The sequence below is a fragment of the Sciscionella marina DSM 45152 genome, assembly GCF_000379465.1.
Lineage (GTDB): Bacteria > Actinomycetota > Actinomycetes > Mycobacteriales > Pseudonocardiaceae > Sciscionella > Sciscionella marina.
Genome location: NZ_KB905397.1, coordinates 50,102 through 75,896, shown reverse-complemented (window position 1 = coordinate 75,896; position 25,795 = coordinate 50,102). Strand labels below are relative to the sequence as shown.

Here is a 25,795-nt window from a genome sequence, read left to right as displayed (position 1 = left end):
TGCGGTCCCGGATCGCCGGACTGCAGCTCGCCCTTGCCGCTACCGAGTACAAGATCGCTGTCTATCAGGAGGTACACCAGCCATGACCAGCACTGCCGCGCAGTACGANATCGACAGTCCGGACAACCTCGCCCGCCGCCGTCACGGGCAATCGGTGCTGTCCAGGATCGACGGGNATCAGGGTGAGGCTGTCGTCGACTCGCTCGCCGACGTCAACCCCGCGCTCGGGCACCACGTGGCCGCGTTCTCGTTCGGGGATATTTACGACCGGCCCGGACTCGATCCGCGTAGCCGTCAGCTGGTCACTCTCGGGATTCTGACCGCTCTCGGGGGATGCGAACCGCAGCTCAAGGTGCATATCGGCGCCGCGCTGAACGTCGGCATCAGCCGCGAGGAAATCACCGAAGCGCTGCTGCACGCCACCGTGTACTGCGGCTTCCCCCGGGCCCTGAACGCGACCTTCGTCGCCCGCGAGGTCTTCACCGAGCGGGACGCGACGCCCGAGAGCTGATCCTTCTCCGCCGCGGGTCAGGCCTGGGATTCCCCGCCGTCGGCGAACAGCTCGGTGCCGGTGATGAACTTTGCCCGTGATGAGGCCAGGAACAGCACCGCCTCGGCGATCTCGGCCGGTTGCCCGAGCCGCCCGAGCGGGACCCGGCGGGCCTCGTCGTCCAACAGGGCGCGTGCCTGGTCCGGATCGGCCGCCAATCCGGCGAGCCCGGGGGTTTCGGTCGGTCCCGGGGTCACGGTGTTGACCCGGATTCCCCGCTCGGCGAGCTCGATCGCCCAGACCCGGCCGAACTGGCGGATCGCGGCTTTGCTCGCCGAGTAGACCCCGAACGCGGCGGTGGCCCGCGCGGCCGAGGTCGATCCGATGAGCACGACCGAGGCGTCGGAATTGAGCAGCGGCAAGGCTTTCCGCACCGTGAAGACGGTACCGCGGACGTTGGTTCCGAAGGTGCGGTCGAAATCCTCCGGCTCGAGTTCCGCCAGCGTCCCGAAGGCACCGCCACCCGCGTTCGCCACGAGGATGTCGAGGCCCGCGCCGTGTTCCCGGATCGCGTCGTAGACCCGATCGAGGTCCTCGAGGTTCGAGATGTCCGCGCGGATCGTGGTGACCGGCTCGCCCAGTTCCCCGGCGAGCGCGTCGAGCCGGTCCTGGCGCCTTCCGGTCACGAAGGCGTGCACGCCCTCCCCGGCCAGTTCGGTTGCGATCGCGCGTCCGATCCCGGACGTTCCCCCGGTCACCAGGGCAGTCCTGGCGGTCGTCGGTGTCATGTGAGCTCCTGCTCTCGTAGTTATTGACTATGTAGTCCACAATACAATTATGGACTACATAGTCAATAAAAGTAGAATGGGTGCATGCCGAGACCGCGGAAGTTCGTCGAGGCCGAGGTCGTGGCCTCGGCCGGGGAAACCTTCGTGCACAACGGCTACGGCGGAACCACGATCGACGACCTGATGAAGGCGACTGGGCTGGGGAAGCAGAGCCTGTACAACGCCTTCGGGGGCAAGCGCGGGCTGTTCATGAAGGCGCTGCTGGCCAGCACCGCCGAGGCGATCACGGCCGTCGACGAGGCGCTGGCCGGTCCCGGTTCCACGCCGCTGGAGCGGATCAAGGCGCAGATGCTCAAGGTCGCCCTCGTGCTCAGCGAAAACGAACGGCAGGACTCGCTGTTCACGAAGGCCACCGTCGAGCTGGGGCACCGGGACACCGATGTCGCCGCATCGGCGCTGGAGGGGTTCACCCGGCTCGAAGGCATCTACCGGCAGTGCATCATCGACGCCCAGGACAGCGGCGAGCTCGCGGCCGAGGTCGACGCGCACTCCCTCGCGGCCTACTTCGTCGCCGTCACCCGCGGCATGGAAGTGCTCGCGGCCGCCGGGGTCAGCCGCGCCGAGCTGACCGCGATCGCGACGACCTCGCTGGCCGCGCTTCCCCTCGCGCAGGGATCGTAGCTCGACTGTTTGCCCTGGTCATGCCGCCTTGTTCGGGGGTGTGGCAAACTCGGCTGGGTGCGGGACGGGTACACGGTGCGGCGGTTCGGGGAGATCGAGGCGCGCGCGATCGAGCAGACGCCGGAGGGGGTCCTGATGCGCCGCGCCTCGTTCGCGGTCGCGCAGCGGGTGCTGGCGCTGCTTGGCGAGGCGTACGGGCGTCACGTGGTGCTGCTCGTCGGCTCCGGGAACAACGGCGGTGACGCGCTGTGGGCAGGGCATTTCCTGCGTACGCGCGGGGCCGGGGTGACCGCGGTGCTGCTCTCCCCGGAGCGGGCGCACCGGGTGGGCCTTGCCGCGCTGCGCCGTTCGGGTGGGCGCACGGTGACCGCGGACTCGGCCGCCGCTGCGCTGTGTGCTGCGGACCTGGTGGTGGACGGGATCGTGGGGCTCTCCGCGCGTGGCCCGCTGCGGCCTGCCGCCGCGGAACTGCTCGCCGAGGTGCGCGCGCCGATCGTGGCGGTGGACCTGCCGAGCGGGGTCGATCCGGAGACCGGCGCGGTGGACGGGCCCGCGGTGCGTGCCGCGGCGACGGTGACGTTCCAGGCGCTCAAGCCCGCGCACGTGCTCGGTGCCGGAGCTGTCCACAGTGGACGGACCGAGGTGGTGGACATCGGGATTCCGTGCGCCGATCCGGATTTCCGGCTGTTCGAGGCCGCGGATGTGGCCGCGCTGCTGCCGCTGCCGTGCGCGGAGGACGACAAGTACAGCCAGGGGGTCACCGGGATCGCCGCCGGTTCGGCCGCCTACCCGGGGGCCGCGGTGCTGTCCGCATCGGGTGCGGTGCGGACGAGCCAGGGCATGGTGCGGTACGCGGGTTCGAGCGCGGACGCGGTGCGGGCGCGCTGGCCGGAGGTGGTCGGTTCGGGAACGGTCACCGATGCGGGCCGGGTGCAGGCCTGGGTGGTCGGCCCGGGACTGGGCACCGGGGACAGTGCCCGGTCGGTGCTGACCGAGGTGCTTGCCGCCGGGGTTCCGGTGCTCGCCGATGCGGACGCGCTGACCATGATCGCCGCGGACCCCACGGTGCTGGACGCGCGCGATCCGGGCACCCCGCTGGTGCTCACCCCGCACGCCGGGGAGTTCGCCAGGCTGGCCGGGGATCCGGGACCGGACTCGATCGCGGCGGCCCGTGCGGCGGCCGCCCGGTACTCGGCTACCGTGCTGCTCAAGGGGCACACCACGGTGATCGCGGATCCGGAAGGCGCGGTGCTGGTGAACCCGGCCCGCGGCGCCTGGCCGGCGACGGCCGGTTCGGGCGATGTGCTCTCCGGGATCATCGGTGCGCTGCTCGCCTCCGGGGTCGCGCCGGCGCACGCGGCCGCCGCAGGTGCGTACCTGCATTCGCTCGCCGCCGAGCTGGCCGCGGACGGTGCACCGATCTCGGCCTCGGTGCTCGCCGCGGGAATCCCGGGCGCGATCCGCTCGATACTGGGAAGGGAACGTCATGAGTGAACGCGCGCAGGTCCTCGTCGACCTCGACGCGATCCGGCACAATGTCGCGTTGCTCGCCGAGCGGGCCGCGGGGGCCGAGGTGCTGACCGTCGTCAAGGCCGATGGTTACGGGCACGGCGCGGAGCAGGTGGCACGCGCGGCGCTCGATGCGGGGGCGAGCCGGATCGGGGTCGCCTCCCTCGATGAGGCGGTTGCCCTGCGCGACAAGGGAATCACCGCGCCGCTGCTGTGCTGGCTGGATGTTCCCGGCACCGATTTCGCACAGGCGGCTGAGCGCGGTATCGAGGTCTCGGTGGCCAGTGCGGAACAGCTCGCCGCCCTTCCCGCCGGTCTTCCGGTGCACCTGAAGATCGACACCGGGCTCAACCGCAACGGCTGCCCGCCCGTCGACTGGCCGGAGCTGACCCGCGCCGCCGCGAGGTCCGGCCATCCGGTCGTGGCGATGTGGTCGCATCTGGCCTGCGCGGACGAGCCGGGGCACGCCTCGATTGCGGCGCAGGCGAAGCGGTTCGACGAGGCGTACGCGATCGCCCGCGACGCCGGGCTCGATCCGCTGCGGCACCTGGCGAACTCGGCGGCCACGCTGACCCTGCCCGAGCTGCACTACGACATCGTGCGCCCGGGGATCGCGACCTATGGGCTGAACCCCTGCCCGCAGCCCGAGGACCTGGTCCCGGCGATGACCTTCCGCTCGAGCGTGGTGCTGGTGAAACGTGCGCCGGAGGGCGAGTCTGTCTCTTATGGACACACCTGGACCGCGGACCGGGACACCACGCTCGGGCTGATCCCGGTCGGCTACGCGGACGGGGTGCCGCGCAGCCTCTCCGGACGGTTCTCGGTGTGGTGCAACGGAAAACGGCGTCCGGTGCGCGGCCGGGTGTGTATGGACCAGATCGTGGCCGATTTCGGCGACGACGAGGTGACTCCCGGGGACGAGGTGACCCTGTTCGGCACCGGCGCCGATGGGGAACCGACCGCCACCGAATGGGCGGACACCCTCGGCACGATCGACTACGAGATCGTGACCGGGATGTACCGGCCGCGGGTGCAGCGCGGGTACCGCGGGACGGGCGCATGAACGGACGGATCGCCGGTCTGGTCGGCGGGCTGCTCGGGGTCGCGGCGAGTTCGGCCGCGGTCGCCGGGCTGGTGCGGGCGCGCCGCGGTGGCGAGGATCCCTACGCCGGGGAACCACTCGGCGAGCTGGTGCCGAGCCGGAGCTCCACGGTGGCCGCGGACGACGGGGTGGCGCTCGCAGTCGAGGAGGTCGACCCGGAGCGCGGTGGCCGTCCGGAGCTGACCGTGGTGCTGGTGCACGGCTTCGCGCTGTCCCGCAGGAGCTGGCATTTCCAGCGCAAGCAGCTGGCCAAGCTCACCGGGCCGCGGGTCCGCCAGGTGCTCTACGACCATCGCAGCCATGGGCGTTCCGCGCGTGCGATCCCGGGTTCGGCACGGATCTCCCAGCTGGCGCGCGATCTGGACGCGGTGATCCGCGCGGTTGCCCCGGACGGGCCGCTCGTGCTCGTCGGGCATTCCTTGGGCGGCATGACGATCATGGAACTGGCCCGGATCCACCCCGAATTGTTCGCCGAACGGGTCCGCGGGGTCGCACTGCTGGCCACCTCGGCCGGGGATGTCGGCGCGCACGGGTTGCCGCGATCGGCGCTGTCCCCGCGCAATCCGGTGCCCAAAGGCGTCGGGCGGCTCGCCGACTGGCAGCCGGGGTTCGTGGAACTGGTGCGCACCGCGGGCGACGGGGTCACCAGGCGGCTCACTCGCAGGCTTTCCTTCGGACCGGGCGAGGTCAGCCCCGCGCTCGTGCGGTTCATGACCGATATGCTCGCCGTGACCGGGGTCGCCGAGCTCACCGAATTCCTGAACACGCTCGGTCAGCACAACCGCTATGCGGCGCTCGCCGGGCTCAAACACAGTTCGGTGCTCGTGCTCTCCGGGGACGCGGACCGGTTGCTGCCCTTTGAGCACGCCGAACGCATCGCGGCCGAGCTGCCCGATGCGGAGCTGGTGCGGGCGCCCGGTGCGGGGCATATGGTGCTGCTCGAACAGCCGGATCTGGTCAACGCCTGTCTGATCGGGTTGCTGCAACGCTGCGCGGACGGTCGAATCGAGAAGGAGAAGGCGTGATCACCCTGCCGGATGTGGACGCGACGCTGGCCTTCGGGCGCGGGCTCGGTGCCCGGCTGCGCGCCGGTGACCTGGTGTTGCTCTCCGGTCCGCTCGGCGCGGGCAAGACCGTGCTCGCGCGCGGGATCGCCGAGGGAATGGGCGTACGCGGCCGGGTGAGCTCGCCGACCTTCGTGCTCGCCAGGGTGCACCCGGAAGGGGAGAACGGGGTCCCGCTGGTGCACGTGGACGCCTACCGGCTCGGCGGTGATCTCGAGCAGCTGGACGACCTCGACCTGGACACCGATCTGGACTCCGCCGCCGTGGTCGTGGAGTGGGGCGAAGGGCTGGCCGAACGGCTCGCCGATGATCACCTGCTGGTCACGCTGACCAGGAGGGAGGACGACAGCCGCACTGTGCGCCTGGACGGCGCGCTCGCGGACCGGTTCTCAGCGGTTGGAGCGGACGCCGAGTAGCACGTCCTCCCAGGCGGGAACGGCGGGCTTGCCTTTGCCCTTGTTCTTCGGCTTCGGCGCCGCGGCCTGCTGCTTCACCGGCTCCGTTTCCGGCTCGGGCTCCGGTGCCGCGGGCTCGGGTTCCGGCTCCGGTTCGGGTTCCGGGGCGACCAGTTCGACCGGCGGGGAGAGGATCGGATCACCGGCGGGGATCGGTTCGAGCTCGCCGCGCACCAGGGTGTCGGCTTCCTCGAAGCCCTCGGTGTCGTCCGAGGTGTTCGTGACCAGGAATTCCGGCTCGGTGTCCCGCGCGGGCCGGGAGGAACCGACCGTGCGCAGGCCACGGCGGGACTGCGGATCGAGCACGTGCTCGGCGCGCTCGTCCAGCGGGACCACCGTGCCGCCGTGCGCGCCGGGCGAGAATGCCCAGTGCGCACGGTTCTCCGAACGGCCCGCCTTCCAGGAAAGCTGCACCACCCAGCGCCCGTCGTCCCCGCGCCAGGAATCCCAGCTCGCGGAGTCGAAGTCCTGGCCCCAGTGCCCGAAAGCGCAGGCGGCGACCTCGGAAAGCGTCTGCACATCCGGGCCGTCCTCGCGGACCGGGTGCGCCTGCTGGGCGAGTTCGGTGGTCCTGGACCGCTCGAGCAGCACCGGGTAGGCGAACCGCTCCACCCGCTGCATCGGCAGGCAGGCGACGTGCGCCACGTGCTCGACGGACTCACCGGCCCGGATCCGGGCCTGGATTTCGCGCGGTCGCATATTGTGCTCCAACTCGATCTCGATCTGACCGAGCCGGGTCACGTCACCGCGGGCCGCGGCACGCAGCTGGGCGTCGGCGGGGATTTTGAATCGCTCGCCATGGGAGTCCTCGCACAAGACGAACGTTCCGCTCTCGTCGAGCCCGACGATCCGCAACGATCGCATCCGCTACCTCCCAACACATGACCGGTCCCAGAGCACATCCACATGCAGAAGCACTCTGGGACAACGGTAAATCGGCGCGCCGCCTTGACGTGGCAGGCGCGCCGATGACTACCGCAGTTTCATCGGGGCTTTACAACCGCTCGACGACGTAGTCGATGCATTCGGTCAGCGCGGTCACGTCGGCGGGCTCGATCGCCGGGAACATACCGATGCGCAATTGGTTGCGGCCGAGCTTGCGATACGGCTCGGTGTCCACGATCCCGTTGGCCCGCAGGATCTTCGCGACCTCGGCCGCGTCCACCGAATCGGCGAAGTCGATGGTGCCGACGACCTGCGAGCGGTTGGCCTGCTCGGTGACGAAGGGGTTCGCGAAAGCGGATTTCTGTGCCCATTCGTAGAGCCGGCCGGAGGAATCCGCGGTGCGCTTGGTCGTCCACGGCAAACCGCCGTTCGCGAGCATCCAGTCGATCTGGCCGGCGAGCAGGTGCAGGGTCGCGATCGCGGGGGTGTTGTAGGTCTGGTCCTTGCGGGAATTGTCCAGCGCGGTGGAAAGCGAGAGGAACTCCGGAATCCAGCGGTCGGTCGCGGCGATCTCCTCTACTCGCGCGATCGCGGCCGGGGAGAACAGGCCGAGCCACAGCCCGCCGTCCGAGGCGAATCCCTTCTGCGGCGCGAAGTAGTAGACGTCGAAGTCCTGCGCGGCAACCGGAAGCCCGGCTGCGCCGGAGGTCGCGTCGATGACCACGAGCTCCGCGCCATCGGGGCGGATCACCGGGACCATCACCCCGGTCGAGGTCTCGTTGTGTGCCCAGGCCAGCACATCCGTGCCGTCCTGCGCGGCGGGGACCGGTGCCGAGCCGGGTTCGGCCGAGACGACGACCGGGTCGGCGAGGAACGGGGCGCCGCCCGCGGCCTTGGCGAACTTCGCGGAGAACTCCCCGTAGCTCAGGTGCGCCGAACGCTCCCGGATCAGGCCGAAGGTCGCGGCGTCCCAGAAGGCCGTCGATCCGCCGACCCCGAGCACCACCTCGTAGTCCTCGGGGAGGGAGAACAGGTCCTTCAGCCCCGCGCGCACCCGGCCGACGAGTTGTTTCACCGGCTTCTGTCGGTGCGAGGTGCCGAGTACATCGCCACCCTCCGCGGCGAGCGCGGCGAGCTGTTCGGGGCGAACCTTGGACGGGCCGCAGCCGAAACGGCCGTCGGCGGGTTTGAGGTCGGCTGGAATCTGCAACTCGGTCATGGGCTCAGTCTTGCAGCAGTACCGCCGATCCGGTAACCCCCACCGCCTTGTCAATAAAGGTTGACGAAATGAATTATGTCAATGTAAGTTGACGACATGGCAGTACACACCGCGATCGCAGACCGGGCGGCGAGCCCGGATCCCTCGGTCGGCCTCCGCGCCGTCCGCGCCCTGAGTGACCTCGCCGAACGGCTCGAGACTCTGCAGGTGCGCAATGCGCGAGCGGCCGGCTGGTCCTGGCAGGACATCGCGACCGGGCTCGGGGTCTCCCGGCAGGCCGTGCACAAGAAACATCGCAGTATCGGATAACGAGAGGTAGGCCATGTTCGAACGGTTCACCGATTCCGCGAGGAGGGCTGTCGTCCTCGCTCAGGAACAGGCACGGGAAATGCACAGCGGTGAGATCGACAGCGCGCACCTGCTGCTCGGACTCACCGTGGACCGCCGCCTTCCCGCTTCCGGGGTGCTCGCCGATGCCGGTGTCACGCCCGAGCTGCTGCGGGCGCGCGCGGTGCGTGGCGATGCCGAACTCGATGCCGAGGCACTTGCCGCGCTCGGCATCGATGTCGACGAGGTGCGTAGCAGGGTGGAAGAGGAATTCGGCGCCGGCGCGCTCGACAAACCGCCGAAACGGTGGTCGCGCGGGCACAATTCGTTCACCAAGGCCGCCAAGAAATCGCTCGAGTGCGCGCTGCGCGAGGCAGTGCACAACGACGACAAGAGAATCGAGGATCTGCACGTACTGCTGGGGATTGTTCGCGCGGATCCGCAGGCCGTGGAGCGGTTGTGCGGTCTCGACCCGGACTCGCTGCGTGCCGCCGCCAAGGCCGAGCTCGGCAAGTGGGCGGCGTGACCGGGGCTACGGGGTATGCCAGCCTTTCTCGTCCACCCCGCCTGGTACCGGCGCATCTGTGGCGTACGGCGTGCGGGTGAAGATGAACGTGCCGAGCCACAGGTGGTTGGGGTTCCCCGCGGCGTCCCGGTTGACCCGCAGGATCTCCCTGGTGAAGTAACCGTCGAGGCCGATCCAGGTCCCGTCCCCGTACGGCTGGAACCGGGAGGCTCGGCCACCGCCGTTCATCGGGGAAAGATCGAGCCAGCCGTCGGGTAGCAGCCGCAGTGCGTACGGCATCGGTCCCCAGTACCAGGGCCCGGTCAGTTCGAGCTGGCCGGTGTCCACAGTGGCCGAGGCGTGCCATTCCGCGCCGAGCCGTGGCTCGCGGGTCTCCAGGATGTCCACGAGATCGGTCACCACGGCGTCGATCTCGGGTCCCCGGGTCACGTTCGCCATCACGAGCGCGCCGATATCGTCCCCGCTCGCGGCCAGCGAGGTCGCGAGGAAGCCGGGCATCGAACCGGTGTGCCCGGTGAACCGCCTGCCCTGCCTGCGGAACAGCTGCAGGCCGAGGCCGTAGCCGCCGAGCCAGGCGTTGCCGTCGCCGATCATCCGCGGTTCGGACATCTCCGCGAGCGTGTCCCTGCTCAGCACCTCGGCGGTGTCCCCGGCGAAGAACCGGGTCCAGCGCGCCAGATCGGTCACCGTGCTCCACAGCTGGCCGGCGGGCGCCATGGCCTTCGCGTCCTCGCTCGGTTCGCGTAGCAGCACATCCGCCCAGGGGTGCACCGCGAAACCGGGCGCGTACTTGCCTTCCGGGCCGGTCGTCGTGCGGGGCATGCCGAGCGGGTCGAGGATTTCCTCCTGCGTGGCCTCGAACCAGGACTTCCCGCGTAGCTGCGCGACCAATTCGCCGAGCACCCCGAAGCCGAGGTTCGAGTAGTGGAACCGCCGGTAGGGGTCGATGCGCACGGATTCCGCGTCGAGTTCGGTGGCGAACTCCGGCCACGGCTTGCCCTCGGCGCGCTCCCACCACGGTCCCGGTGCCTCCGAGGAGAGCCCGGCGGCATGCGCGAGCAGCGCACCGATCGTGCGGTCACCGAACGGGGTGCCCGGCAGGTGCTTGTCGAGCTGATCGTCGAGCGCGAGCTTGCCCTCATCGCGCAGCCGGAGGACGAGGACCGCGACGAAGGTCTTGGTGATCGAGCCGATCCGGTACTGGGTGTCCTCGTCCGGGCGGGGTCCGTTCGCGTGGCCGTCGAGGGTGCCGCGCCTGCCCCACCACACCAGCTCACCGTCGCGCACCAGCGCCCCGACGAGCGAGGGCGTGCGTCCGGCGCGCTGTTCATCGGCAAGCCGCTTGTCGAGGGCGGCCTTCGTCGCTTCGAGCATGCCGTCATTCTTCATGGCCGGGGTGACCCGGTGGTGCCGGGTGGACGAAGTCGCGGGCGTTCACCGATCACAGAGCTCTGCAGAACCAGTTATGCAGAGGAAATTTTGCAAAGACTGTTCTGCAGGGCCCGTGGATCACTCCAGCGTCGTGCATCGTTCCAGGTGCGGCGTATCACGCGCCGGTAGCTTTCGTGACCAGCGCGTAGCCCGTACGGTCTGTGGACACGTCGTTTCTACCGAGAGGGCGAGCCGATGACCGACACGAACGCCGCGATCGATCTCCCGGCGATGCGAGTGTCGTATGAGCAGGGTGAGCTGCTCGAGGCCGAACTGGCCGCGACCTGGCATGAACAGCTGCAGGCCTGGCTGGACGAGGCGAGCGGTGCCGGGCTGCCCGAGGCGAACGCGATGGTGCTCGCCACGGCCGATGCCGATGGCACGCCTTCCTCGCGAACGGTGCTGTGCAAGGGCATCGATGCGCGCGGGGTCGTGTTCTACACGAACTTCGCCTCGGCCAAGAGCCGTGCGCTCCAGGACACCAGGCTCGCCTCGGTGACTTTCCCGTGGTTCGCGATGCAGCGCCAGGCGCATGTGCGCGGGACGGTGGAGAAGGTCTCGCCCGAGGAAACCGAGACGTACTGGCGCAGCAGGCCGCGCGGCTCGCAGCTCGGCGCCTGGGCCTCCCCGCAGTCCAGGGTGGTCGCCGATCGGGAAGCGCTCGACCTCGCACTGGCCAAGGTGGAGCGGCAGTTCGCGGACACCGAGAAGATCCCGGTTCCCCCGCACTGGGGCGGCTGGCGGGTCCGCCCGCGCGCCGTGGAGTTCTGGCAGGGCCGCAAGGACCGGCTGCACGACCGGCTGCGGTACCGCCGGGACGACGACACCTGGCAGATCGAGCGCCTCGGAGCCTGACCGGCGCGCGCCGCGCGTAATTCGGTTGCGCGGGGTTTCTAGGCTGCTCCTACGTGGCTTCTGGGACCGGGTTTCGCGCACGTATCGGCTCGCTCGCGATCGATACCCGGCCACTGCGTACCGTCGCGTACCGGCGCCTGTTCCTGGCCAGCACGGTCACCTCCATCGGCACCCAGCTGACCAGGGTCGCGGTGCCGATCCAGGTGTTCGCGATGACCGGGTCCAGCGCCTACGTCGGCCTGGCCAGCGTTTTCGCGCTCATCCCGCTCGTGGTCTTCGCCCTGTGGGGCGGGGCGATCGCGGACACGGTGGACCGGCGCAAACTGCTGATCGGCACGAACGTCGGCATCGCGATCACCTCGGTGCTGCTGTGGGTGCAGGCCTTCGCCGGGTTCGGCTCGCTCTGGCTGCTTTTCCTGCTGCACGCACTGCAGCAGGGCCTGTTCGGGGTGAACGGTCCCGCGCGGAACGCCTCGATCGCCCGCGTGGTCCCCGAACACCTGCTGCCGCAGGCGGCCGCGCTGAACATGACGATGATGACCTTCGGCGCCTTGCTCGGCCCGATGATCGCCAGCGCGCTCATCCCGGTGATCGGCCTTTCGATGCTGTACCTGATCGACGCGCTGGCGCTGCTGGCCACCCTGTGGGCGGTGTGGAAGATGCCCTCGCTGCCACCGCTTTCCGGGCAGGTACGCACCGCAGGACTGCGCGATGTGCTCGACGGCTGTCGCTATTTCCTGCGGCACAAGGTGTTGCTCGCCGCGATGCTCGCCGACCTGATCGCGATGATCGCCGGGATGCCGCGGGCGTTGTTCCCGCAAATGGCGAGCGAGACCTTCGGCGATCCGGGCGGCGGGGTCGCGCTCGGCCTGCTGTACGCGGCGATCCCTGCCGGTTCGGTACTGGCCGGGCTCACATCCGGATGGATTTCCCGGGTGCACCGGCACGGGGTCGCGGTCACCTTCGGCGTACTCGCCTGGGGGATCGCGATGATCGGCTTCGGTCTCTCCGGTTCGCTTCCGCTCGCCGTGAGCATGCTCGTACTCGGCGGCATCGCGGACACCATGACCATGATCTTCCGCTCCGCCATCCTGCAGTCGGCCGCCACCGATGAGATGCGCGGGCGCATGCAGGGCCTGTTCGTCATCGTGGTCACCGGTGGCCCGAGCCTCGCCGACGCGGTGCACGGTGGGGCGGCTGCCGTGGTGGGAACGGCCGCCGCCACCGCGGGTGGCGGAGTGCTCGTCGTGGTGTGCATGAGCCTCGCCGCGTTGCTGTTGCCCGCTTTCCTGCGCTATCGGGCGGTCGGCGAGAACCGCTGAGCGCTGGCCCCGATGGGGTAACCCAAGCGTCGCCACCGACTTTCGACGGTGTCCGCGGTGTCCCCGCGCGCGTTCCATGGACGCTGTCCTTGCTCAGCGTGGAGCGGAGGTTCCGATGAAGCGCAGCAGCTTCTCACTCGTCACGTTGGTTCTCGGCTCGATCGCGGCGACCCTGGCAGGCACGGCCGTCGCCGCACCGGTCCCGGTGCCGGTTTCCGCGCTCGCCCACGCGGTGCGCGCCGGCACTCTGGGGCTCGATCACGGAATCACCGATGCCTGCACGGTGCGCTATCGCGGCAGATTGCTGAATCTGGGTTGCGGGGCGAAGCTCGTCACGTCCGCGCGCGATTCCGCATCGCCGCTTTCCACCGCGGCTCCGGCCGGTTACGGGCCCGGCGAACTGGCCAAGGCCTATCACCTGCCATCGGGCGGCAGCGCGAATACGGTGGCCATCGTCGGGGTCGGGGCCTATCCCTCCCTGGAATCCGACCTCGCCCACTATCGGCAGCAGTACGGATTGCCCGAGTGCACGACCGCGAATGGCTGCCTGACGGTCACCGATTACCACGGTGGACCCGCGTTGGCGTCGAATGACGCCAACGCGCCGATCGAGCGGTCCTATGCCACGGAGACCGCGCTGGACCTGGACATGGCATCCGCGGCCTGTCCCGGGTGCAAGATCAGAATGGTGCAGATACCCACCGACATCCTGAAACTACTCGGGGCGATCCTCAACGGCTTTTCGGTCCCGCTCGCGAATGACTTCGGCACCGCGGTGAACTATGCCGCTTCCCACGGCGCCGGCGCGGTCAGCATGAGCTACGGACTGCCGAACGGAATCCTCGGAGCCGGTGAGATGAACGGCGGTGCACCGGCGAAGGCGTTGAATCACACCGGAATGGCCGTGCTCGCGGCGTCCGGGGACGGCGGCTATACCGGGACCGATCAGCGCTGGCCGCAGGAACTGCCCTGGGTCACCTCGGTGGGCGGTACCACGCTGAAAACCGGCGATGGTGGCAAGACCTACACCCAGCAGGCATGGGGCGGAATGTTCAAGGGGAAATGGGTCGGAGCGGGCAGCGGCTGCAACAACGCCACCGATCCGGCGGTCGGGCAACCGGCATCGGTGTCCACACACTGTTCCGGGCATCGCGCGGCTTCGGATGTGTCGGCGGTCGCCGATCCGACGACCGGTGTCGCCGTGTACGACACCTTCGTGCCGGACGGAAGCAAACCCGGTTGGCTCGTGGCGGGCGGAACCAGTGCCGCTTCCCCGTTCATCGCGGGGCTCTACGCCCGCGGCGGCCACATCGACGGGGTCCACGGGCCGAACACCATGTACACCGCGCCGAAAAGTGCGATCACCGATGTCACCGGCGGGAGCAACGCCGAACAGGGTGCATCGGCGTGCCGGCAGTATGGCGCCGAACTCTGCACCGGAGCCGCCGGATGGGACGGCCCCACCGGCGCCGGTATCCCGAACGGTCTCGGCGCGTTCTGAGGGCGAGCGGGAAAGCACTTCGCCGGGCCCTCGGGAGAGGACCCGGCGAAGTGAGCACCCTGTGGTGTCCGCAGGGGGTCAACGCACCGCCCCGGTTTCCGGGTCGAGCAGCAGTGGCCGGGTGTTCGGCTTCGCCTTGAAGTCGAACATGTTCCCCATGCTCCCCGCGCGCGCATCGTAGGAACCGCCGCCGACCGGGGCGACGTTCCAGTTGCGTTCCACGAACTTGATGATCGAGGTCTGGTCGGTCTGCGTGTGGTCGACGAAGTTCTGCTTGGCGTACGGCGAGACCACCAGGAACGGCAACCGGGGGCCGTAGCCGCAGCGGTCGGCGAATCCGCCGAGGCCCTGCTTTTTCGCCTTGCACATCGGGGAATCGAGCTTCGCGTCCGAGGACCCGTTGACGATCGGTGAAGGCGCGTGGTCGTACCACCCGTCGGAGTCGTCGTAGGCGATCACCACGGCGGTGGACTTCCAGTCCTTGGAGTGCTGGATCTTGTTGATCTGCTCGGCGAGAAAATGCTGTTCGTCGATCGGGTCGGAGTTCCCCGCGTGCCCGTTCTGGTACTGCGGGGCCTTGAGGAAGCTCACCGCGGGCAGCTCGTTCTCGAGCGCCGTGTCGAAATCGGTGAGGTCGTAATTGTGGTTGGCCTGCCCGTCCTTGCCGATCTCGGCAGGCGATTCCGGTGGCAGATGCTTCGGATTCGAGGTCGGCTTGTAGTAGTTGAACGGATCGTGGTGCGGCACGTAATCGAGCTGCTCCTGTCCGGCGATGTTCTTGTGTTTCGCCGCGCAGACCTGGTGCCCGTCGTGTTCACCGGTCGGGCGGAAACCACCCTGGAACCAGCCCCAGCTGACCCCGCGCTCGTTGAGCCGGTCACCGATGTTCTTGCCCTGGAACGCGGCGAGCTGGTCATCGCTGGTGCGGTTCTTGTTCGAGCAGTCGTCCCATGCGGGATCGGGGTCCTCGACAAGGGTGCCCACGCCGTCCTTGTCCGGGGAGGCGACGGTGGCGTCATCGGGCGGGTTCACCTTGTCCCCGGTCTTCGGGTCGACCGCGTACACGCCGTGGGTCTGCCCGGAGGCGAGATCGATCGCGCCCGGGGTGGACGGACCGAAAACGGAGTTGAAGGAATTGTCGTTGAGCGCGTAATGCTGCGCGTAATTCCACATCGCGGTGACGGTGTTGCCGTCGAAATAGTCCATGACGAGTCCGGGCTCACCGAACAGCGCGGGCTGCCCCGTGCAGGTGTCGGATTCGGTGTGCTCGACGAACTTGTCCATCTTTCCGCCGTTGAAGGCCTTCTGCTCCTTGTCGTAGTCGTGCGACTGGTCGCAGGTGGCCGCCTTGTCCGGACCGAGCCGTTTCGGCTGATAGGCGTTCGGATTGTGGTTCAGCAGTTCCGGGGTGAGCCCGTTGATCTTCGGGGTTCCCGGCTTCGGGCGGAACGGGGTGCCGTCGGCATTGGTGGCGTTCGGATAGGTGCCGAAATAGTGGTCGAAGGAGATGTTCTCGTCGAAGAGCACGACGAGGTGTTTGATCGGTGTCGCGGTGTCGTTCGAGGCTTTGGCCACGTTCACCTCCCCGCCGGTGCCCGAACACGCGGTGGCGAGCAGGCACCCCGCAGCCGCGACGGAAATCAGGGCCGCCGTTCGTTTTCTCCGGTTCACCGTTCCTCCTCGTGTTCGACCCTCATCGGTCCTCGAACAAGGCACTGCCGAGATGATCGCGCTGATCGGTGATCCCCGGAAGGACAAAGAAGTAACCGCCACCGAACGGTTGAATGTAGTCCACGAGGGGTTCATCGATCAGTCTGGTTTGTACCGCTTCGAACTGGTTACGAATATCGCGCTGGTAGCAAGTGAAAAGCAAGCCCATGTCCAGATTGCCCGCCTTGTCGATACCCCGGTCGTAGTTGTAGGCGCGGCGCAGGATGCGCTGTGGCTCGGTGTCGGCCCGGCGTGGATTGGCGAGCCGGATGTGTGCGGTGATCGGGATCGCGGTGCCGACCGGATCCTCGGCGAATCGCGGCACGTCGAATTCGTGCTGCCCGTCCAGTGGTGCGCCGCTGTCCCGCCGCCTGCCGAAGATGTTCTCCTGCTCGCTGATATCGATGCGGTCCCAGAATTCCACCAGCATCCGGATCAGCCGCACCACCTGGAAGGTCCCGCCGCCCGGTGTCCACACGAGACTGTCCATCTCGGACCGGTCGCCCGCGTCCGGATTCGAGGTGCCGTCCCGGAAACCCAGGAGATTGCGTGGTGTCCCGTGCGGACGGCTCGGCGAGGTGAACCCGTCCATCTTCCACCGCGCCTGCATCGCGCCCCGGGTGTGTTTGGCGATATCACGCAACGCGTGCAGCACGGTGTCCCGGTGCTCCGCGGCGAAGGTCAGGCACAGATCCCCATGGCACTGCGCGGGATCGAGCGAGTCATTGGGAAAGGTGCGCATCGGCATCAGTCCCGGCGGTTTGCGCGCGGCGAGCCCGAACCGCCCGTCGAACAGCGAGGAACCGACCGCGAGGGTCACCGTGAGCCCGTCGGCGGGCACTTCCGGGCCGAGCACTCCGGAATCACGCGGGGCGTCCTCGATGCCGATCGGTTCCGGGGTGCCGCCGGTGCACAGGAACCGGGCCCGTTCGGTGATCGTGCGTAACAGCCCGCGCAGGTCCTCGGTGATCACGTCGAAGCTCACCACCAGTGCCTGCGCGGCGTTCGGGCGCAGCACGCCCGGCTGGTGCGGGCCGTGGAAGGAAAAGTACTCGGGACCGTCCGCGCCGTCGGCCGTGCTCGCGGTGACCGCGCCGGTCGCGCCCGCCGCACCCGCACCGAGGAGCGCGCCACGCAGGAACGAACGCCGCCCGAGCCCCTCGCTCACGGCTTCACCTCGCTGGCGCTCAGCTCCGCCGCTCCCGCGGCGCGCTGTGTCATCGGTTCGCTGTCAAGCTCGCTCACGGGATCCTCCTCGGCGCGCAGATCGCCGCGACCGGGGCGAGTCGTTCGGCGAGTTCGCTCAGTGTCGCGTTGATCCGCTCGCGCTGGAGGGCAGGCAGCGCGTCCAGTGGGATCCAGTCGCCGTCCGCGCGCCGCCCGGCGAGCACCGCCGAGCGCGCCTTGCCGAGCCAGGTGTCCACATCGGACATTCCGGGGTAACGATCGCGCAGCACCCCGCGCAGGGTGTCCAGCACCGCACTGGTTCCATCCAGGTTCGCCGAAACCGTGGCGAGGCTGGTGCCGCTGCCGTAATCGGCCGCCCCGGTCAGTTCGAATTGAATGGCGTCCTCCGAGATCTCGTGCGCGCGCAGCGCGAAGTCCTTCGGGTCGACCTGCATGCGGGCCAGTTCTCCGCGCAGCGAGCGCACATCCGCGAGCAGCCGGGCGGTCCAGGACGCCACCTCGGTCATCGGTTTTCCGTGCCAGAGCGCGTATTCCACCCGATGAAAACCGGTGAACTCCGGGTCGGTGACCCCGTCCTGGTGCCCGTCGGCGCGCCCGTCGATCGCATCACCGAGGTCGCCGAACGCGTCATAGGCCCCGCCGAGCCGCGCGTAGTCCTGGTGCGCGGTGAGCCAGGCCCGCTCGGTGGCGGCCCGATCGCTCGTGCCCGCGAGCGCCTGGGTATCGGCGAGCAGCACATCGAGGCCGTGGGTGAGGTAGTCCTTGTAGTCTCGCAGTGGGCGGAGCAGATCGTTCTTGGTCACCGGGGCGACCGCGACCGAACCGGGCCCGTGCGCACCGGTGATCCGGAAGCTCGGGCCGTCGCTCACCCGCGTCTCGTCCGGTGCGCAGCGGAACGCGTAGCTCCCGTTGCCCAGGTTCACCCGCATCGGCCTGCTGGTGCCCGAACCGAGCGCCTCGACCTCCCCGTACACGGCACCGCTGGACGGGTCGACCAGTTGCACGGTCGCCGTCACGGCCCCGGTATTGCGCACGGTCACCGTCTGCGGTCCCGGCTCGTGGGGCAGCGGGCCGTGTCCGCAGCCGCCACGGGAGACCTCGATGAACTCCTCGTGTGCGGCCGGTCGCTGTTGGCGCGCGAACACCAGGGAGCCGAACAGCAGCGCCGCCGAGATCACCACGGTGATGCCGGCGAGCAGGCCTGTCCTGGAAAACACGGCATCACGCTCCGGTTCGGCGCCAACTCGTTCCGCAGAACATGTTAAGTCCCTGTCAACCATCGGCTTCGGTCCGTGACCCCGCCGCGAAGGGGTATCGCATTCGGTGGCCCGCCGTGCACAATACGAACTATGACTGGGGTCACAGTGGAACAGCCGGGCCTGAAGCGGGCCATCGGCCCGAAGCTGCTGCTGTTCTTCGTGATCGGCGATGTGCTCGGCACCGGGATCTACGCGCTCACCGGGAAAGTCGCCGGCGAGGTGGGCGGGGCGGTGTGGGTGCCGTTCCTGATCGCGTTCGCCGTCGCCTTCCTGACCGCGTTCAGTTATCTGGAACTGGTCGGGAAGTATCCGAAGGCCGCGGGTGCCGCGCTCTACACCAACCGCGCGTTCCGCATCCCGTTCTTCACCTTCATGGTGGCGTTCGCGGTGATGTGTTCGGGGATCACCTCGGCCTCCTCCGCGGCGACGGCCTTCGGCGGGAAGTACCTCTCCAGCTTCGTCAACGCACCGACCATCGTGGTCGCGATCCTGTTCGTCGCCCTGCTCGCGTTGATCAACTTCCGTGGGGTCGGCGAATCGGTGAAGGCGAACGTGGTGCTCACCTGTGTCGAACTGTCCGGGCTCGCGATCGTGATCGTGGTCGGGATCATCGCCGCCTCGGAAGGGCGCGGCGAGCCCGCGCGGTTGACCCAGTTCGACCCGACCCAGGGCACCTTCTTCTCGATCACGGCGGCCACCGCGCTCGCGTTCTTCGCCATGGTCGGGTTCGAGGACTCGGTCAACATGGCCGAGGAATGCCATGAACCGGCCCGGATCTTCCCGCGTGCGCTGCTGCTCGGGCTCGGCATCGTCGGGGTGATCTACTTCCTGGTCGCCCTGGTCTCGGCCTATGTGGTGCCGACCGAACAGCTGGAATCCTCGAGTGCCCCGCTGCTGGATGTGGTGCGCGCGGGCGTTCCGGGGTTCCCGCCGTGGCTGTTCAGTGTGATCGCGCTGTTCGCGGTGTCGAACTCGGCACTGATCAACATGCTGATGGCGAGCCGGTTGCTGTACGGGATGTCGAACGAGCGGATCATCGGCGAACCTGTTCGGCACGGTGCACCCGGCGCGGCGCACCCCGTGGGTCGCGATCATCTTCACCAGCCTGATCGCCGTGGTGCTCGTGTCCACCACGGATCTCGAGGCGCTGGGCAGCACCACCTCGCTGCTTCTGTTGCTCGTGTTCACCGTGGTCAACATCGCGGTTCTGGTGCTGCGCAGGGAGAAGGCCGAGCACGAACATTTCCGGGTGCCGACCGTCATCCCGGTGCTCGGCGCGATCACCTGTGCCTTCCTGGCGAGCCCGTTTTCCGGTCGGGACAGCCAGGACTACGTGATCGGCGGCATTCTGCTCGCGATCGGCGTACTGCTCTGGTTCGTGAACCGGTTGTTCGTGGGCAGGGTAGCGTCACCACATGGGTAAGACGGGTGAGCAGTACGAGATCAGCGCGGCGGGCGCGCGGGCCATCATCACCGAACGCGGCGCGACGCTGCGGTATTACGAATCGGGTGGCGCGCCGTACACCGAGACCTTCGCCGAGGACGCCGAGCCACCACTGGCCTGCGGGAACATCCTGGTGCCGTGGCCGAACCGGACCGCGAAGGCGAGCTGGACCTACGAGGGAACACCGAAGCAGCTCGCGGTGACCGAGCAGGAGCGCGGCAACGCCATCCACGGCCTCGCGCGCAAGCGCGTCTGGCAGGTGCTCGACCGGGAGACGGGCGCGATCACGCTCGGCGTGGACATTCCCGAGGGCGAGGGCTGGCCGGTCGCACTGCGCACCGAGGTCAGCTACCGGCTCACCGGGGACGGGCTCGGGGTGAGCCATCTGGTGCGCAACGCCGGGAACGCGCGCGTGCCGTTCGGTCTCGGCACGCATCCCTATGTGCGCGCGGGAAACCGGGACAACGATGAATGCGTGCTGGAAATGCCGGTGTCCCGCTGGCTTCCGCTCAACCGGGAAACGATGATCCCCTCCGGGATACCGGAGAACGTGCCCGCGATCGGGGGCGCCACCGCGGGCGAGATCCGCGCGAACCGGCCGCTGGACGCCTCGTTCACCGGGATCGAGTTCGGTACCGACGGGCGCGCGCACTACCGGCTCGTGCATCCGGACGGTGATGGCGTGGAACTGTGGGCAGGTCCGGAATTCCCGTGGGTGCAGGCGTTCACTCCGCCGGAGTTCGACGGCAGGCCGGGCGCGGTCGCGATCGAACCCATGACCTGTCCACCCGATGCGCTCAATTCCGGGGACGATCTGATCTGGCTCGCACCCGGCGCGGAATGGCGCGGAGAATGGGGGATTCGGCCGCTATGAGAATCGCGATCACCGGGGGATACGTGGTTCCCGTCGACGGGGAGCCGATCGAGGGCGCGACCGTGCTCGTCGAGGGCGGGGTGATCACCGCGCTCGGCGCCGATCTGACCGTGCCGGAGGATGCGGAAATCGTCGACGCACAAGGATTCTGGGTGCTTCCCGGATTCGTCGAGGCGCACGGGCACATCGGCGTGTGGGAGGAGGGCGACGGTTGGGCGGGTGACGATGTCAACGAGATGACCGACCCCAACGGCGCCGCGCTGCGGGCTTTGGACGCGGTGAACCCCGACGACGAGGGATTCCGGGATGCGCTCGCCGGTGGGGTCACCACCGCCGTCATCAAACCCGGTTCCGGGAATCCCATCGGCGGCCAGACCGCCGCGCTCAAATGCTGGGGCGCGACCGTGGACGAGATGCTCGTCCGCCAGCCGGTCAGCATCAAGAGCGCGCTCGGCGAGAACCCCAAACGCATTTACGGGGAACAGAAAAAGCTTCCCTCCACCCGGCTCGGGGTGGCCGCGGTGATCCGCAAGGCACTGCTGGCCGCGCGCGACTACGGGGAACGCAAAGCAGCGGCCGCCCGTGAAAGCGAACCGTTCCAGCACGACCTCGGCAACGAAGCGCTGCTTTCCGTGCTCAACCGGGAAATCCCGTGGTGCCAGCACACCCACCGGGCCGACGACATCGCCACTGCCATCCGGCTCGCCGAGGAATTCGGCTACCGGCTCGTGGTCAACCACGGCACCGAGGGGCACCGCATCGTGGATCTGCTTGCGGACAAGGACATTCCCGTCATCATCGGGCCGCTCATCGTGAACCGGTCCAAAGTGGAGGTTCGCAGGCGGGGACTGCGCAACCCCGGGCTGCTCGCCAAGGCCGGGGTGCGGATCGCCATCACCACCGATCACCCCGTTGTCCCCATCGATTTCCTGGTGCACCAGGCCACTTTCGCCGTCAAGGAAGGGCTCGACCGGGAGACCGCCCTGCGCGCCATCACCCTCGAACCCGCGCGCATACTCGGCCTCGACGACCGGGTCGGCGCGCTCAAACCCGGGCTGGACGCCGATATCGTGCTGTGGTCCGGGGATCCGCTCGATGTCATGAGCCGCGCGCACACCGTTTTCGTCCGCGGAAAGCGGGTGTACTCCTTCGACGAGCACACCGGAAAGGGTGTGACGGTCAGCCCCTTCCACCCGGATTAGCCGGTGCCGTTGGGACGTGCCGCACGAACTTAACCCTTCTGGTGGGTGGCGCGACATGCCCCGAACACCGATGGTGGAGGGGACAACCAACGGCTAGGAGTGGTCGAAATGTCCGCTAAACGCCTAATTGGGATGGTTTCCGGGGTCTTGGCGCTGTCCGGAGTGCTGGTCGCGGTGCCCGCGATGGCCGGCGCCGCACCGGCCACGGTGCCGGGGACACCGTGTACCGCGGCGGCGAAGGCGTGCCTGGATCTGACCACGCAGAAGGCGTGGCTGATCAAGGACGGCCGGGCCTGGTACGGCAGAGCGCTGGCCGCGAGCGGGAAGAACAACAGCACGCTGCCGGGGAATTACCGGGTCACCTGGAAAGACATCGATCATCGTTCCAGCCAGTTCCACGGTGCGCCGATGAACTTCTCGGTATTCTTCGATCACCGCGGCCGGGCATTCCACGAGGGCAATGTGTGGAAGAAATCGAACGGTTGCGTGCACCTGACCCGGCACAGCGCCGAGGTGTTCTTCGACTATCTGCATGTCGGTGACCGGGTGGAGATCCGCGGCCACGCGCGCTGACGCACTTTCCCGCGGCTACCAGGGCACCGGTTCGTCCTGGTAGCCGAGAAATCGCAGCCCCGGTTCGCCGCGGTGGCGTTCGATCATGTCCACCACACCGGGAACGGACTGCTCGATGCTCAGTGGCGCCCGGTCCGCCGAGTTCGGTGCGCATATGGCCTGGGCAGGTCGAGCAGCAGGCTGTGCGCACTGTCCGCGTACCGGGCGGCGTAGCAGCGCATCAGCTGGTTCAGCGCGGATTTGCTCGCCCGGTAGACGTCCTGCCCGCCGCGGGTGTTGAAGCCGATGCTGCCCTGGCGCGCGGACATGATGCCGATGGTCCCTTGCGGTGTCACCAGGGAGCGCAGCGATTCCACGACTCGCATGGGGCTGAGCGCGTTGGTGAGCATGACCTCGGTGAACATCTCGGCCGGGACCTCGCCGATCGGGAATCGCCCCGGGTGATCGCGGCGTTGACGAACAGCAGATCGAAGGTGCGCCCGGTCAGCCGCGCACGCAATGCGGAGATCTGTTCCGGTTCGGTCATGTCCAGCGTTTCGACGCTGACCCGGCCGTGGGATGTCTCGGCGAGTTCGTGCAGCCCGGTTCGCTGTTTCCCGTGCACGGTTCCGGTCACGGCCCAGCCGCGGCGGCCGAACTCGGTGGCCAGGCCCAGCCCGAGGGTGCGGGACGCGCCGATGATGCGCGCGCTGTTCATGCCCGCACCACAGGCTCGAGCACCCGTTCGAGCCAGGTGCGGAAGCTCGTCGGGCTCGCCGTATCGGTGGTGCGCGGCACGCCGTCGTCCAGTCCCTCGTTCTTCGCCCGCATCATGTCGACATAGCCATTTATTGCCGCCTCGCTCAGGTTCCGATCGGTCATGCCCGCGCGGAATTCCTGGAAACCGATGTGATTCCCACGCTCTGGTGGGAACAGGACAAACCCTTGCGCGATTGCCGGGCCCAGGTCGGCTATCTACGGCGGCCCTTCGACGATTCGGATCTGTGCACCATGCCGATCGGGCACGAACAGCGTGTGGCGTGCATGCCGGTGACCCATCCGCTGGCGCACCGCCGAGCCTTGGTCACCACGGATCTCGACGGTGAACCGCAGCTCGACGCGCCCCGGCGGCGGACGGCGACGCTCGAGGAGAAGTTCGAGCGGATCGCCGCCGGCCAGGGCATGGCGCTGATTCCGCGCAGTCTCGCGGAATCCTATTCCCGCACGGATCTGGTCAGCCTGCCCGTCACCGATGCCCCGGCCGTGGAAACCTGTCTCGCCGTCCACGTGGAACGGCGAGACAAGCTGCTGCGCGATTTCCTCGACATCGCCACTGCGACACTGCGGGAAAGCGAAGCCGCTTGATCGTTCTCTCTCAGCCGCTGTGTTCACTTGAAAGCTGGCCATTCAAACGTATTGTAGTATCTCGGCCTTGCCAACGGTGTCGCCATCAGCAACAGGAGACTACCGAAACTATTCGCCCGCCAGGGCTCGCGGATCGTCGTAATCGGCGGCTCAACGGCCACGACCTCACGACGCGCCGACGAAGTCGCGTACAGACATCCGCAAATACCTCCAACGGGCGGGTCATGCCAGCGGCTCTGGCACCCCTTTTCGTGAAGTTCGGACTGTGTGCACGGCCGAACTCGACAGGGGTTGTTGCGAAGACTCGTGGGGTAACGATGATCCGGAGCCGGACGACCCGCCGCATCATGAAAAGTGCGCCAGAACCGTTACCCGGACAGTCCCAGAGAAGCTGCGCACAGTCTCCCTCGGGAGACTAGTAGGCGAGTTCTCCGATGCCACCATCGACGCGCAGCACGGTTCCTGCGGTGTAGGCGGATTCGTCCGAGGCGAGGTAGACGGCTGCCTTTGCCAGTTCGGTGGCGGTTCCCAGGCGGTGGAGGGGGCCGGTCCGGCGGAGTTCCTCGTAGATGGCGGCTTGGCGTTCGGGGCCAAGCGGTGCGAGCGCGTTGGTCACGGTCGGCCCCGGGCTCAATCCGTTGACACGGATTCCCCGGTCCTTCAACTCATAGGTCAGCCCACGGCTGTAGGACAGCAGGCCCGCCTTGGCCGCGCCGTAGACCGCCGCGTTCTCGTGTCCGATGAAGGCGGAGACCGAACCGACGAGGATGATCGAGGACTGTGGTGAGAAGAGCGGCAGCAGATCTCTGATCAAGAAGAATGGTGCTTTGAGGTTGGTGGCGACGAGTCTGTCGAAGGCGTCCTCGGTCCATTCTTCAATCGGGATATGGGTGACGTCGGCGGCGTTGCTCATCAGGATGTCGAGCTTGGGCCATTCCGCGTGCAGACTCGCTGCGAGCGCGGCTTGGCCGGGTACGTCGCCGGCGTCGCTGGTGATGGTCAGCAGCGGACCCTCCAATTGCCGGGCGGCCTCATCCAGTTTTTCCCGCGAGCGGCCGGTGATCGCCACAGAGGCCCCCTCGGCGAGGAACTCACGGGCCGTTTCGAGGCCGATTCCGCTCGTTCCTCCGGTGATGAGTGCGTGTTTTCCCTCAAGACGGTTCATGGGATTCCTTATCTTCTGATCTGGCGCCGACGAGGCACGCGGTTCGAAAGCGCTGACGGGCTGTTCCGGTCGGTACGGCGCACTCCTCCGGCGGGCAGCCGGGTTCGACTCAGATCGCGGTTCGGCCACCGTCGGCCGCCACGGTCGCCCCAGTCACGTAACTGGATTGTTCGCTGGCGAGAAAGGCGATCACGTGCGCCACTTCGGTCGGGTCGGAGGTGCGTTTGAGCGCGGTTGTCAGGCCCATGCCGCCCATGTCCGGGCCCATCGAGGCGACCACCTTCGAGGTGCGCATCGGGCCCGGAGCGACGGCGTTGACGCGAACGTTCACCGGGGCGAACTCTGCCGCCCAGGCGCGGGTCAGTGATTCGAGCGCCGCCTTGGTGGCGCCGTAAACGGCCATGCCCGGCATACCGAGGGCGGCGGCGGTGGAGCTGATGTTGACGATGCTGCCGCCGCCATTGGCGGCCATCTTCGGCGCGAGCAGCGCGGTAAGCAGGAACACCGCACGCACATTGACCGTGAAGGCGGAGTCGTAGTTCGTGAGGTCCTGCTCGGTGGTCGGGCTGAATGTCACGATGCCCGCATTGTTGATCAGGATGTCCACTGTTCCGGTGTCTTCGGCCAGCTTACGCACGGCCGTGGTGTCGGCCAGATCGGCTGCGAGGAAGCGCGCGGTCCCGACGGTGGACTCACCACCGACCGTGTTGAGGTCTTCTACGACCTGGGCTCCGCGCTCTGGATCGGTGCCGGTGACGATCACGTCGGCTCCCTGTTCGGCCAGGATCCGAGCTGTCGTGTGCCCGAGTCCGCCTACCGCGCCGGATCCGGTGATGAGTGCTGTCTTACCCACCAATTTCATGACTTCACCAAATTCTGTG

General features: G+C 68.2%; 27 protein-coding genes and 1 pseudogene. 16 read left to right on the top strand and 12 right to left on the bottom strand.

What is annotated here, in order from left to right:
• Positions 1 to 82 precede the first annotated feature (82 nt).
• Entirely contained in the window at positions 83 to 511 is a 429-nt protein-coding gene (locus A37U_RS0123045) for a carboxymuconolactone decarboxylase family protein (RefSeq protein WP_020499038.1), read from the top strand.
• Positions 512 to 528: 17 nt separating this feature from the next.
• On the opposite strand, the gene A37U_RS0123040 is transcribed toward A37U_RS0123045, so the two are convergent.
• The gene (locus A37U_RS0123040) at positions 529 to 1,278 is read right to left on the bottom strand and encodes an SDR family NAD(P)-dependent oxidoreductase (RefSeq protein WP_020499037.1); all 750 of its coding nucleotides are present in this window, start codon (positions 1,276 to 1,278) and stop codon (positions 529 to 531) included.
• 84 nt (positions 1,279 to 1,362) lie between these two features.
• Here A37U_RS0123040 and A37U_RS0123035 point away from each other — a divergent pair, with 84 nt between their 5' ends.
• The 5 genes from A37U_RS0123035 to tsaE are packed head-to-tail and all read left to right on the top strand — an operon-like array spanning position 1,363 to position 6,050.
• Positions 1,363 to 1,959, top strand: a complete 597-nt coding sequence (locus A37U_RS0123035; protein ID WP_020499036.1) for a TetR/AcrR family transcriptional regulator — start codon at positions 1,363 to 1,365, stop codon at positions 1,957 to 1,959.
• Positions 1,960 to 2,016: 57 nt separating this feature from the next.
• Complete coding sequence (locus A37U_RS0123030) at positions 2,017 to 3,453, top strand: bifunctional ADP-dependent NAD(P)H-hydrate dehydratase/NAD(P)H-hydrate epimerase (RefSeq protein WP_020499035.1); 1,437 nt, start codon at positions 2,017 to 2,019, stop codon at positions 3,451 to 3,453.
• Positions 3,446 to 4,531 (top strand): alanine racemase, encoded by a 1,086-nt coding sequence (gene alr / locus A37U_RS0123025; protein WP_020499034.1) that lies wholly within the window; start codon positions 3,446 to 3,448, stop codon positions 4,529 to 4,531. Before A37U_RS0123030 ends, alr begins: the two co-directional genes overlap by 8 nt.
• Entirely contained in the window at positions 4,528 to 5,595 is a 1,068-nt protein-coding gene (locus A37U_RS0123020; protein WP_020499033.1) for an alpha/beta fold hydrolase, read from the top strand. The genes alr and A37U_RS0123020 overlap by 4 nt, the downstream gene beginning before the upstream one ends.
• Entirely contained in the window at positions 5,592 to 6,050 is a 459-nt protein-coding gene (gene tsaE, locus A37U_RS0123015) for a tRNA (adenosine(37)-N6)-threonylcarbamoyltransferase complex ATPase subunit type 1 TsaE (RefSeq protein WP_020499032.1), read from the top strand. The genes A37U_RS0123020 and tsaE overlap by 4 nt, the downstream gene beginning before the upstream one ends.
• On the opposite strand, the gene sepH is transcribed toward tsaE, so the two are convergent.
• Together sepH and serC are read right to left on the bottom strand one after the other, a co-directional pair.
• On the bottom strand, positions 6,024 to 6,953 hold the full coding sequence (gene sepH / locus A37U_RS0123010; protein ID WP_020499031.1) for a septation protein SepH: 930 nt from the start codon (positions 6,951 to 6,953) through the stop codon (positions 6,024 to 6,026). The two genes, tsaE and sepH, sit on opposite strands and share 27 nt — an antisense overlap.
• A gap of 130 nt (positions 6,954 to 7,083) precedes the next feature.
• Positions 7,084 to 8,193, bottom strand: coding sequence for a phosphoserine transaminase (gene serC / locus A37U_RS0123005; RefSeq protein ID WP_020499030.1), 1,110 nt, complete (start codon positions 8,191 to 8,193; stop codon positions 7,084 to 7,086).
• 96 nt (positions 8,194 to 8,289) lie between these two features.
• On the opposite strand from serC, the gene A37U_RS0123000 reads away from it, so the two are divergent.
• Positions 8,290 to 8,502 (top strand): hypothetical protein, encoded by a 213-nt coding sequence (locus tag A37U_RS0123000; RefSeq protein WP_020499029.1) that lies wholly within the window; start codon positions 8,290 to 8,292, stop codon positions 8,500 to 8,502.
• 13 nt (positions 8,503 to 8,515) lie between these two features.
• A complete protein-coding gene (locus A37U_RS44790; RefSeq protein WP_020499028.1) occupies positions 8,516 to 9,046 on the top strand; it encodes a Clp protease N-terminal domain-containing protein in 531 nt (176 codons plus the stop codon).
• A gap of 6 nt (positions 9,047 to 9,052) precedes the next feature.
• Here A37U_RS44790 and A37U_RS0122990 read toward each other — a convergent pair whose 3' ends face one another.
• Positions 9,053 to 10,420: a serine hydrolase domain-containing protein gene (locus tag A37U_RS0122990; protein WP_020499027.1), complete on the bottom strand. Its 1,368-nt coding sequence runs from the start codon at positions 10,418 to 10,420 to the stop codon at positions 9,053 to 9,055.
• A gap of 252 nt (positions 10,421 to 10,672) precedes the next feature.
• Here A37U_RS0122990 and pdxH point away from each other — a divergent pair, with 252 nt between their 5' ends.
• The 3 genes from pdxH (at position 10,673) to A37U_RS44785 (ending at position 14,155) form a co-directional block, all read left to right on the top strand.
• Positions 10,673 to 11,332 carry a pyridoxamine 5'-phosphate oxidase gene (gene pdxH / locus A37U_RS0122985; protein WP_020499026.1) on the top strand — a complete coding sequence of 220 codons (660 nt, stop codon included), beginning with the start codon at positions 10,673 to 10,675 and terminating at the stop codon, positions 11,330 to 11,332.
• Positions 11,333 to 11,385: 53 nt separating this feature from the next.
• Complete coding sequence (locus tag A37U_RS0122980; protein WP_020499025.1) at positions 11,386 to 12,654, top strand: MFS transporter; 1,269 nt, start codon at positions 11,386 to 11,388, stop codon at positions 12,652 to 12,654.
• Between the two features lie 115 nt (positions 12,655 to 12,769).
• Complete coding sequence (locus A37U_RS44785; RefSeq protein ID WP_020499024.1) at positions 12,770 to 14,155, top strand: S53 family peptidase; 1,386 nt, start codon at positions 12,770 to 12,772, stop codon at positions 14,153 to 14,155.
• A gap of 78 nt (positions 14,156 to 14,233) precedes the next feature.
• On the opposite strand, the gene A37U_RS0122970 is transcribed toward A37U_RS44785, so the two are convergent.
• The 3 genes from A37U_RS0122970 to A37U_RS0122955 all read right to left on the bottom strand — a co-directional run bounded on the left by A37U_RS0122970 (position 14,234) and on the right by A37U_RS0122955 (position 18,270).
• Positions 14,234 to 15,826, bottom strand: a complete 1,593-nt coding sequence (locus tag A37U_RS0122970) for a phospholipase C (RefSeq protein WP_020499023.1) — start codon at positions 15,824 to 15,826, stop codon at positions 14,234 to 14,236.
• Positions 15,827 to 15,848: 22 nt separating this feature from the next.
• Positions 15,849 to 17,033, bottom strand: a complete 1,185-nt coding sequence (locus A37U_RS0122965) for a Dyp-type peroxidase (protein ID WP_020499022.1) — start codon at positions 17,031 to 17,033, stop codon at positions 15,849 to 15,851.
• Positions 17,034 to 17,106: 73 nt separating this feature from the next.
• Positions 17,107 to 18,270: an EfeM/EfeO family lipoprotein gene (locus A37U_RS0122955; RefSeq protein WP_020499021.1), complete on the bottom strand. Its 1,164-nt coding sequence runs from the start codon at positions 18,268 to 18,270 to the stop codon at positions 17,107 to 17,109.
• A gap of 132 nt (positions 18,271 to 18,402) precedes the next feature.
• On the opposite strand from A37U_RS0122955, the pseudogene A37U_RS44780 reads away from it, so the two are divergent.
• From A37U_RS44780 to A37U_RS44775, 4 genes and pseudogenes are all read left to right on the top strand, one after another.
• Positions 18,403 to 19,735, top strand: a pseudogene (locus A37U_RS44780) (APC family permease).
• Positions 19,728 to 20,630: an aldose 1-epimerase family protein gene (locus A37U_RS0122935; protein ID WP_020499017.1), complete on the top strand. Its 903-nt coding sequence runs from the start codon at positions 19,728 to 19,730 to the stop codon at positions 20,628 to 20,630. Before A37U_RS44780 ends, A37U_RS0122935 begins: the two are co-directional and overlap by 8 nt.
• The gene (locus A37U_RS0122930; RefSeq protein WP_020499016.1) at positions 20,627 to 21,832 is read left to right on the top strand and encodes an amidohydrolase; all 1,206 of its coding nucleotides are present in this window, start codon (positions 20,627 to 20,629) and stop codon (positions 21,830 to 21,832) included. The genes A37U_RS0122935 and A37U_RS0122930 overlap by 4 nt, the downstream gene beginning before the upstream one ends.
• 108 nt (positions 21,833 to 21,940) lie before the next feature.
• Positions 21,941 to 22,405, top strand: a complete 465-nt coding sequence (locus tag A37U_RS44775) for a L,D-transpeptidase (protein WP_040588546.1) — start codon at positions 21,941 to 21,943, stop codon at positions 22,403 to 22,405.
• A 119-nt stretch (positions 22,406 to 22,524) separates the two neighbouring features.
• On the opposite strand, the gene A37U_RS54695 is transcribed toward A37U_RS44775, so the two are convergent.
• The 3 genes from A37U_RS54695 to A37U_RS53020 are packed head-to-tail and all read right to left on the bottom strand — an operon-like array spanning position 22,525 to position 23,266.
• Positions 22,525 to 22,794, bottom strand: coding sequence for a Rossmann-fold NAD(P)-binding domain-containing protein (locus A37U_RS54695; protein ID WP_338055040.1), 270 nt, complete (start codon positions 22,792 to 22,794; stop codon positions 22,525 to 22,527).
• Positions 22,737 to 23,102 (bottom strand): SDR family NAD(P)-dependent oxidoreductase, encoded by a 366-nt coding sequence (locus tag A37U_RS54690; RefSeq protein ID WP_338055038.1) that lies wholly within the window; start codon positions 23,100 to 23,102, stop codon positions 22,737 to 22,739. The genes A37U_RS54695 and A37U_RS54690 overlap by 58 nt, the downstream gene beginning before the upstream one ends.
• Positions 23,099 to 23,266, bottom strand: coding sequence for a hypothetical protein (locus A37U_RS53020; RefSeq protein WP_020499014.1), 168 nt, complete (start codon positions 23,264 to 23,266; stop codon positions 23,099 to 23,101). The genes A37U_RS54690 and A37U_RS53020 overlap by 4 nt, the downstream gene beginning before the upstream one ends.
• 27 nt (positions 23,267 to 23,293) lie before the next feature.
• Between A37U_RS53020 and A37U_RS44765 the strand changes: the two genes are divergently transcribed.
• Positions 23,294 to 23,749: a LysR substrate-binding domain-containing protein gene (locus A37U_RS44765; RefSeq protein WP_020499013.1), complete on the top strand. Its 456-nt coding sequence runs from the start codon at positions 23,294 to 23,296 to the stop codon at positions 23,747 to 23,749.
• Positions 23,750 to 24,164: 415 nt separating this feature from the next.
• Here A37U_RS44765 and A37U_RS0122905 read toward each other — a convergent pair whose 3' ends face one another.
• Together A37U_RS0122905 and A37U_RS0122900 are read right to left on the bottom strand one after the other, a co-directional pair.
• Positions 24,165 to 24,914 (bottom strand): SDR family oxidoreductase, encoded by a 750-nt coding sequence (locus A37U_RS0122905; protein WP_020499012.1) that lies wholly within the window; start codon positions 24,912 to 24,914, stop codon positions 24,165 to 24,167.
• Positions 24,915 to 25,023: 109 nt separating this feature from the next.
• On the bottom strand, positions 25,024 to 25,776 hold the full coding sequence (locus A37U_RS0122900) for an SDR family NAD(P)-dependent oxidoreductase (RefSeq protein ID WP_020499011.1): 753 nt from the start codon (positions 25,774 to 25,776) through the stop codon (positions 25,024 to 25,026).
• Positions 25,777 to 25,795: the final 19 nt, after the last annotated feature.

Coding starts and splice junctions, on each gene's coding strand:
- sepH (WP_020499031.1), bottom strand. CDS start 6,953: ATGCGATCGTTGCGGATCGTCGGGCTCGACGAGAGCGGAACGTTCGTC.
- A37U_RS54690 (WP_338055038.1), bottom strand. CDS start 23,102: ATGAACAGCGCGCGCATCATCGGCGCGTCCCGCACCCTCGGGCTGGGC.
- A37U_RS0122905 (WP_020499012.1), bottom strand. CDS start 24,914: ATGAACCGTCTTGAGGGAAAACACGCACTCATCACCGGAGGAACGAGC.
- A37U_RS0122900 (WP_020499011.1), bottom strand. CDS start 25,776: ATGAAATTGGTGGGTAAGACAGCACTCATCACCGGATCCGGCGCGGTA.
- A37U_RS53020 (WP_020499014.1), bottom strand. CDS start 23,266: ATGACCGATCGGAACCTGAGCGAGGCGGCAATAAATGGCTATGTCGAC.
- A37U_RS0123000 (WP_020499029.1), top strand. CDS start 8,290: ATGGCAGTACACACCGCGATCGCAGACCGGGCGGCGAGCCCGGATCCC.
- A37U_RS44790 (WP_020499028.1), top strand. CDS start 8,516: ATGTTCGAACGGTTCACCGATTCCGCGAGGAGGGCTGTCGTCCTCGCT.
- A37U_RS0122990 (WP_020499027.1), bottom strand. CDS start 10,420: ATGCTCGAAGCGACGAAGGCCGCCCTCGACAAGCGGCTTGCCGATGAA.
- A37U_RS0122930 (WP_020499016.1), top strand. CDS start 20,627: ATGAGAATCGCGATCACCGGGGGATACGTGGTTCCCGTCGACGGGGAG.
- A37U_RS0123035 (WP_020499036.1), top strand. CDS start 1,363: ATGCCGAGACCGCGGAAGTTCGTCGAGGCCGAGGTCGTGGCCTCGGCC.
- A37U_RS0123020 (WP_020499033.1), top strand. CDS start 4,528: ATGAACGGACGGATCGCCGGTCTGGTCGGCGGGCTGCTCGGGGTCGCG.
- serC (WP_020499030.1), bottom strand. CDS start 8,193: ATGACCGAGTTGCAGATTCCAGCCGACCTCAAACCCGCCGACGGCCGT.
- A37U_RS44785 (WP_020499024.1), top strand. CDS start 12,770: ATGAAGCGCAGCAGCTTCTCACTCGTCACGTTGGTTCTCGGCTCGATC.
- pdxH (WP_020499026.1), top strand. CDS start 10,673: ATGACCGACACGAACGCCGCGATCGATCTCCCGGCGATGCGAGTGTCG.
- A37U_RS44775 (WP_040588546.1), top strand. CDS start 21,941: ATGTCCGCTAAACGCCTAATTGGGATGGTTTCCGGGGTCTTGGCGCTG.
- A37U_RS54695 (WP_338055040.1), bottom strand. CDS start 22,794: ATGCTCACCAACGCGCTCAGCCCCATGCGAGTCGTGGAATCGCTGCGC.
- A37U_RS0122935 (WP_020499017.1), top strand. CDS start 19,728: ATGGGTAAGACGGGTGAGCAGTACGAGATCAGCGCGGCGGGCGCGCGG.
- A37U_RS0123040 (WP_020499037.1), bottom strand. CDS start 1,278: ATGACACCGACGACCGCCAGGACTGCCCTGGTGACCGGGGGAACGTCC.
- alr (WP_020499034.1), top strand. CDS start 3,446: ATGAGTGAACGCGCGCAGGTCCTCGTCGACCTCGACGCGATCCGGCAC.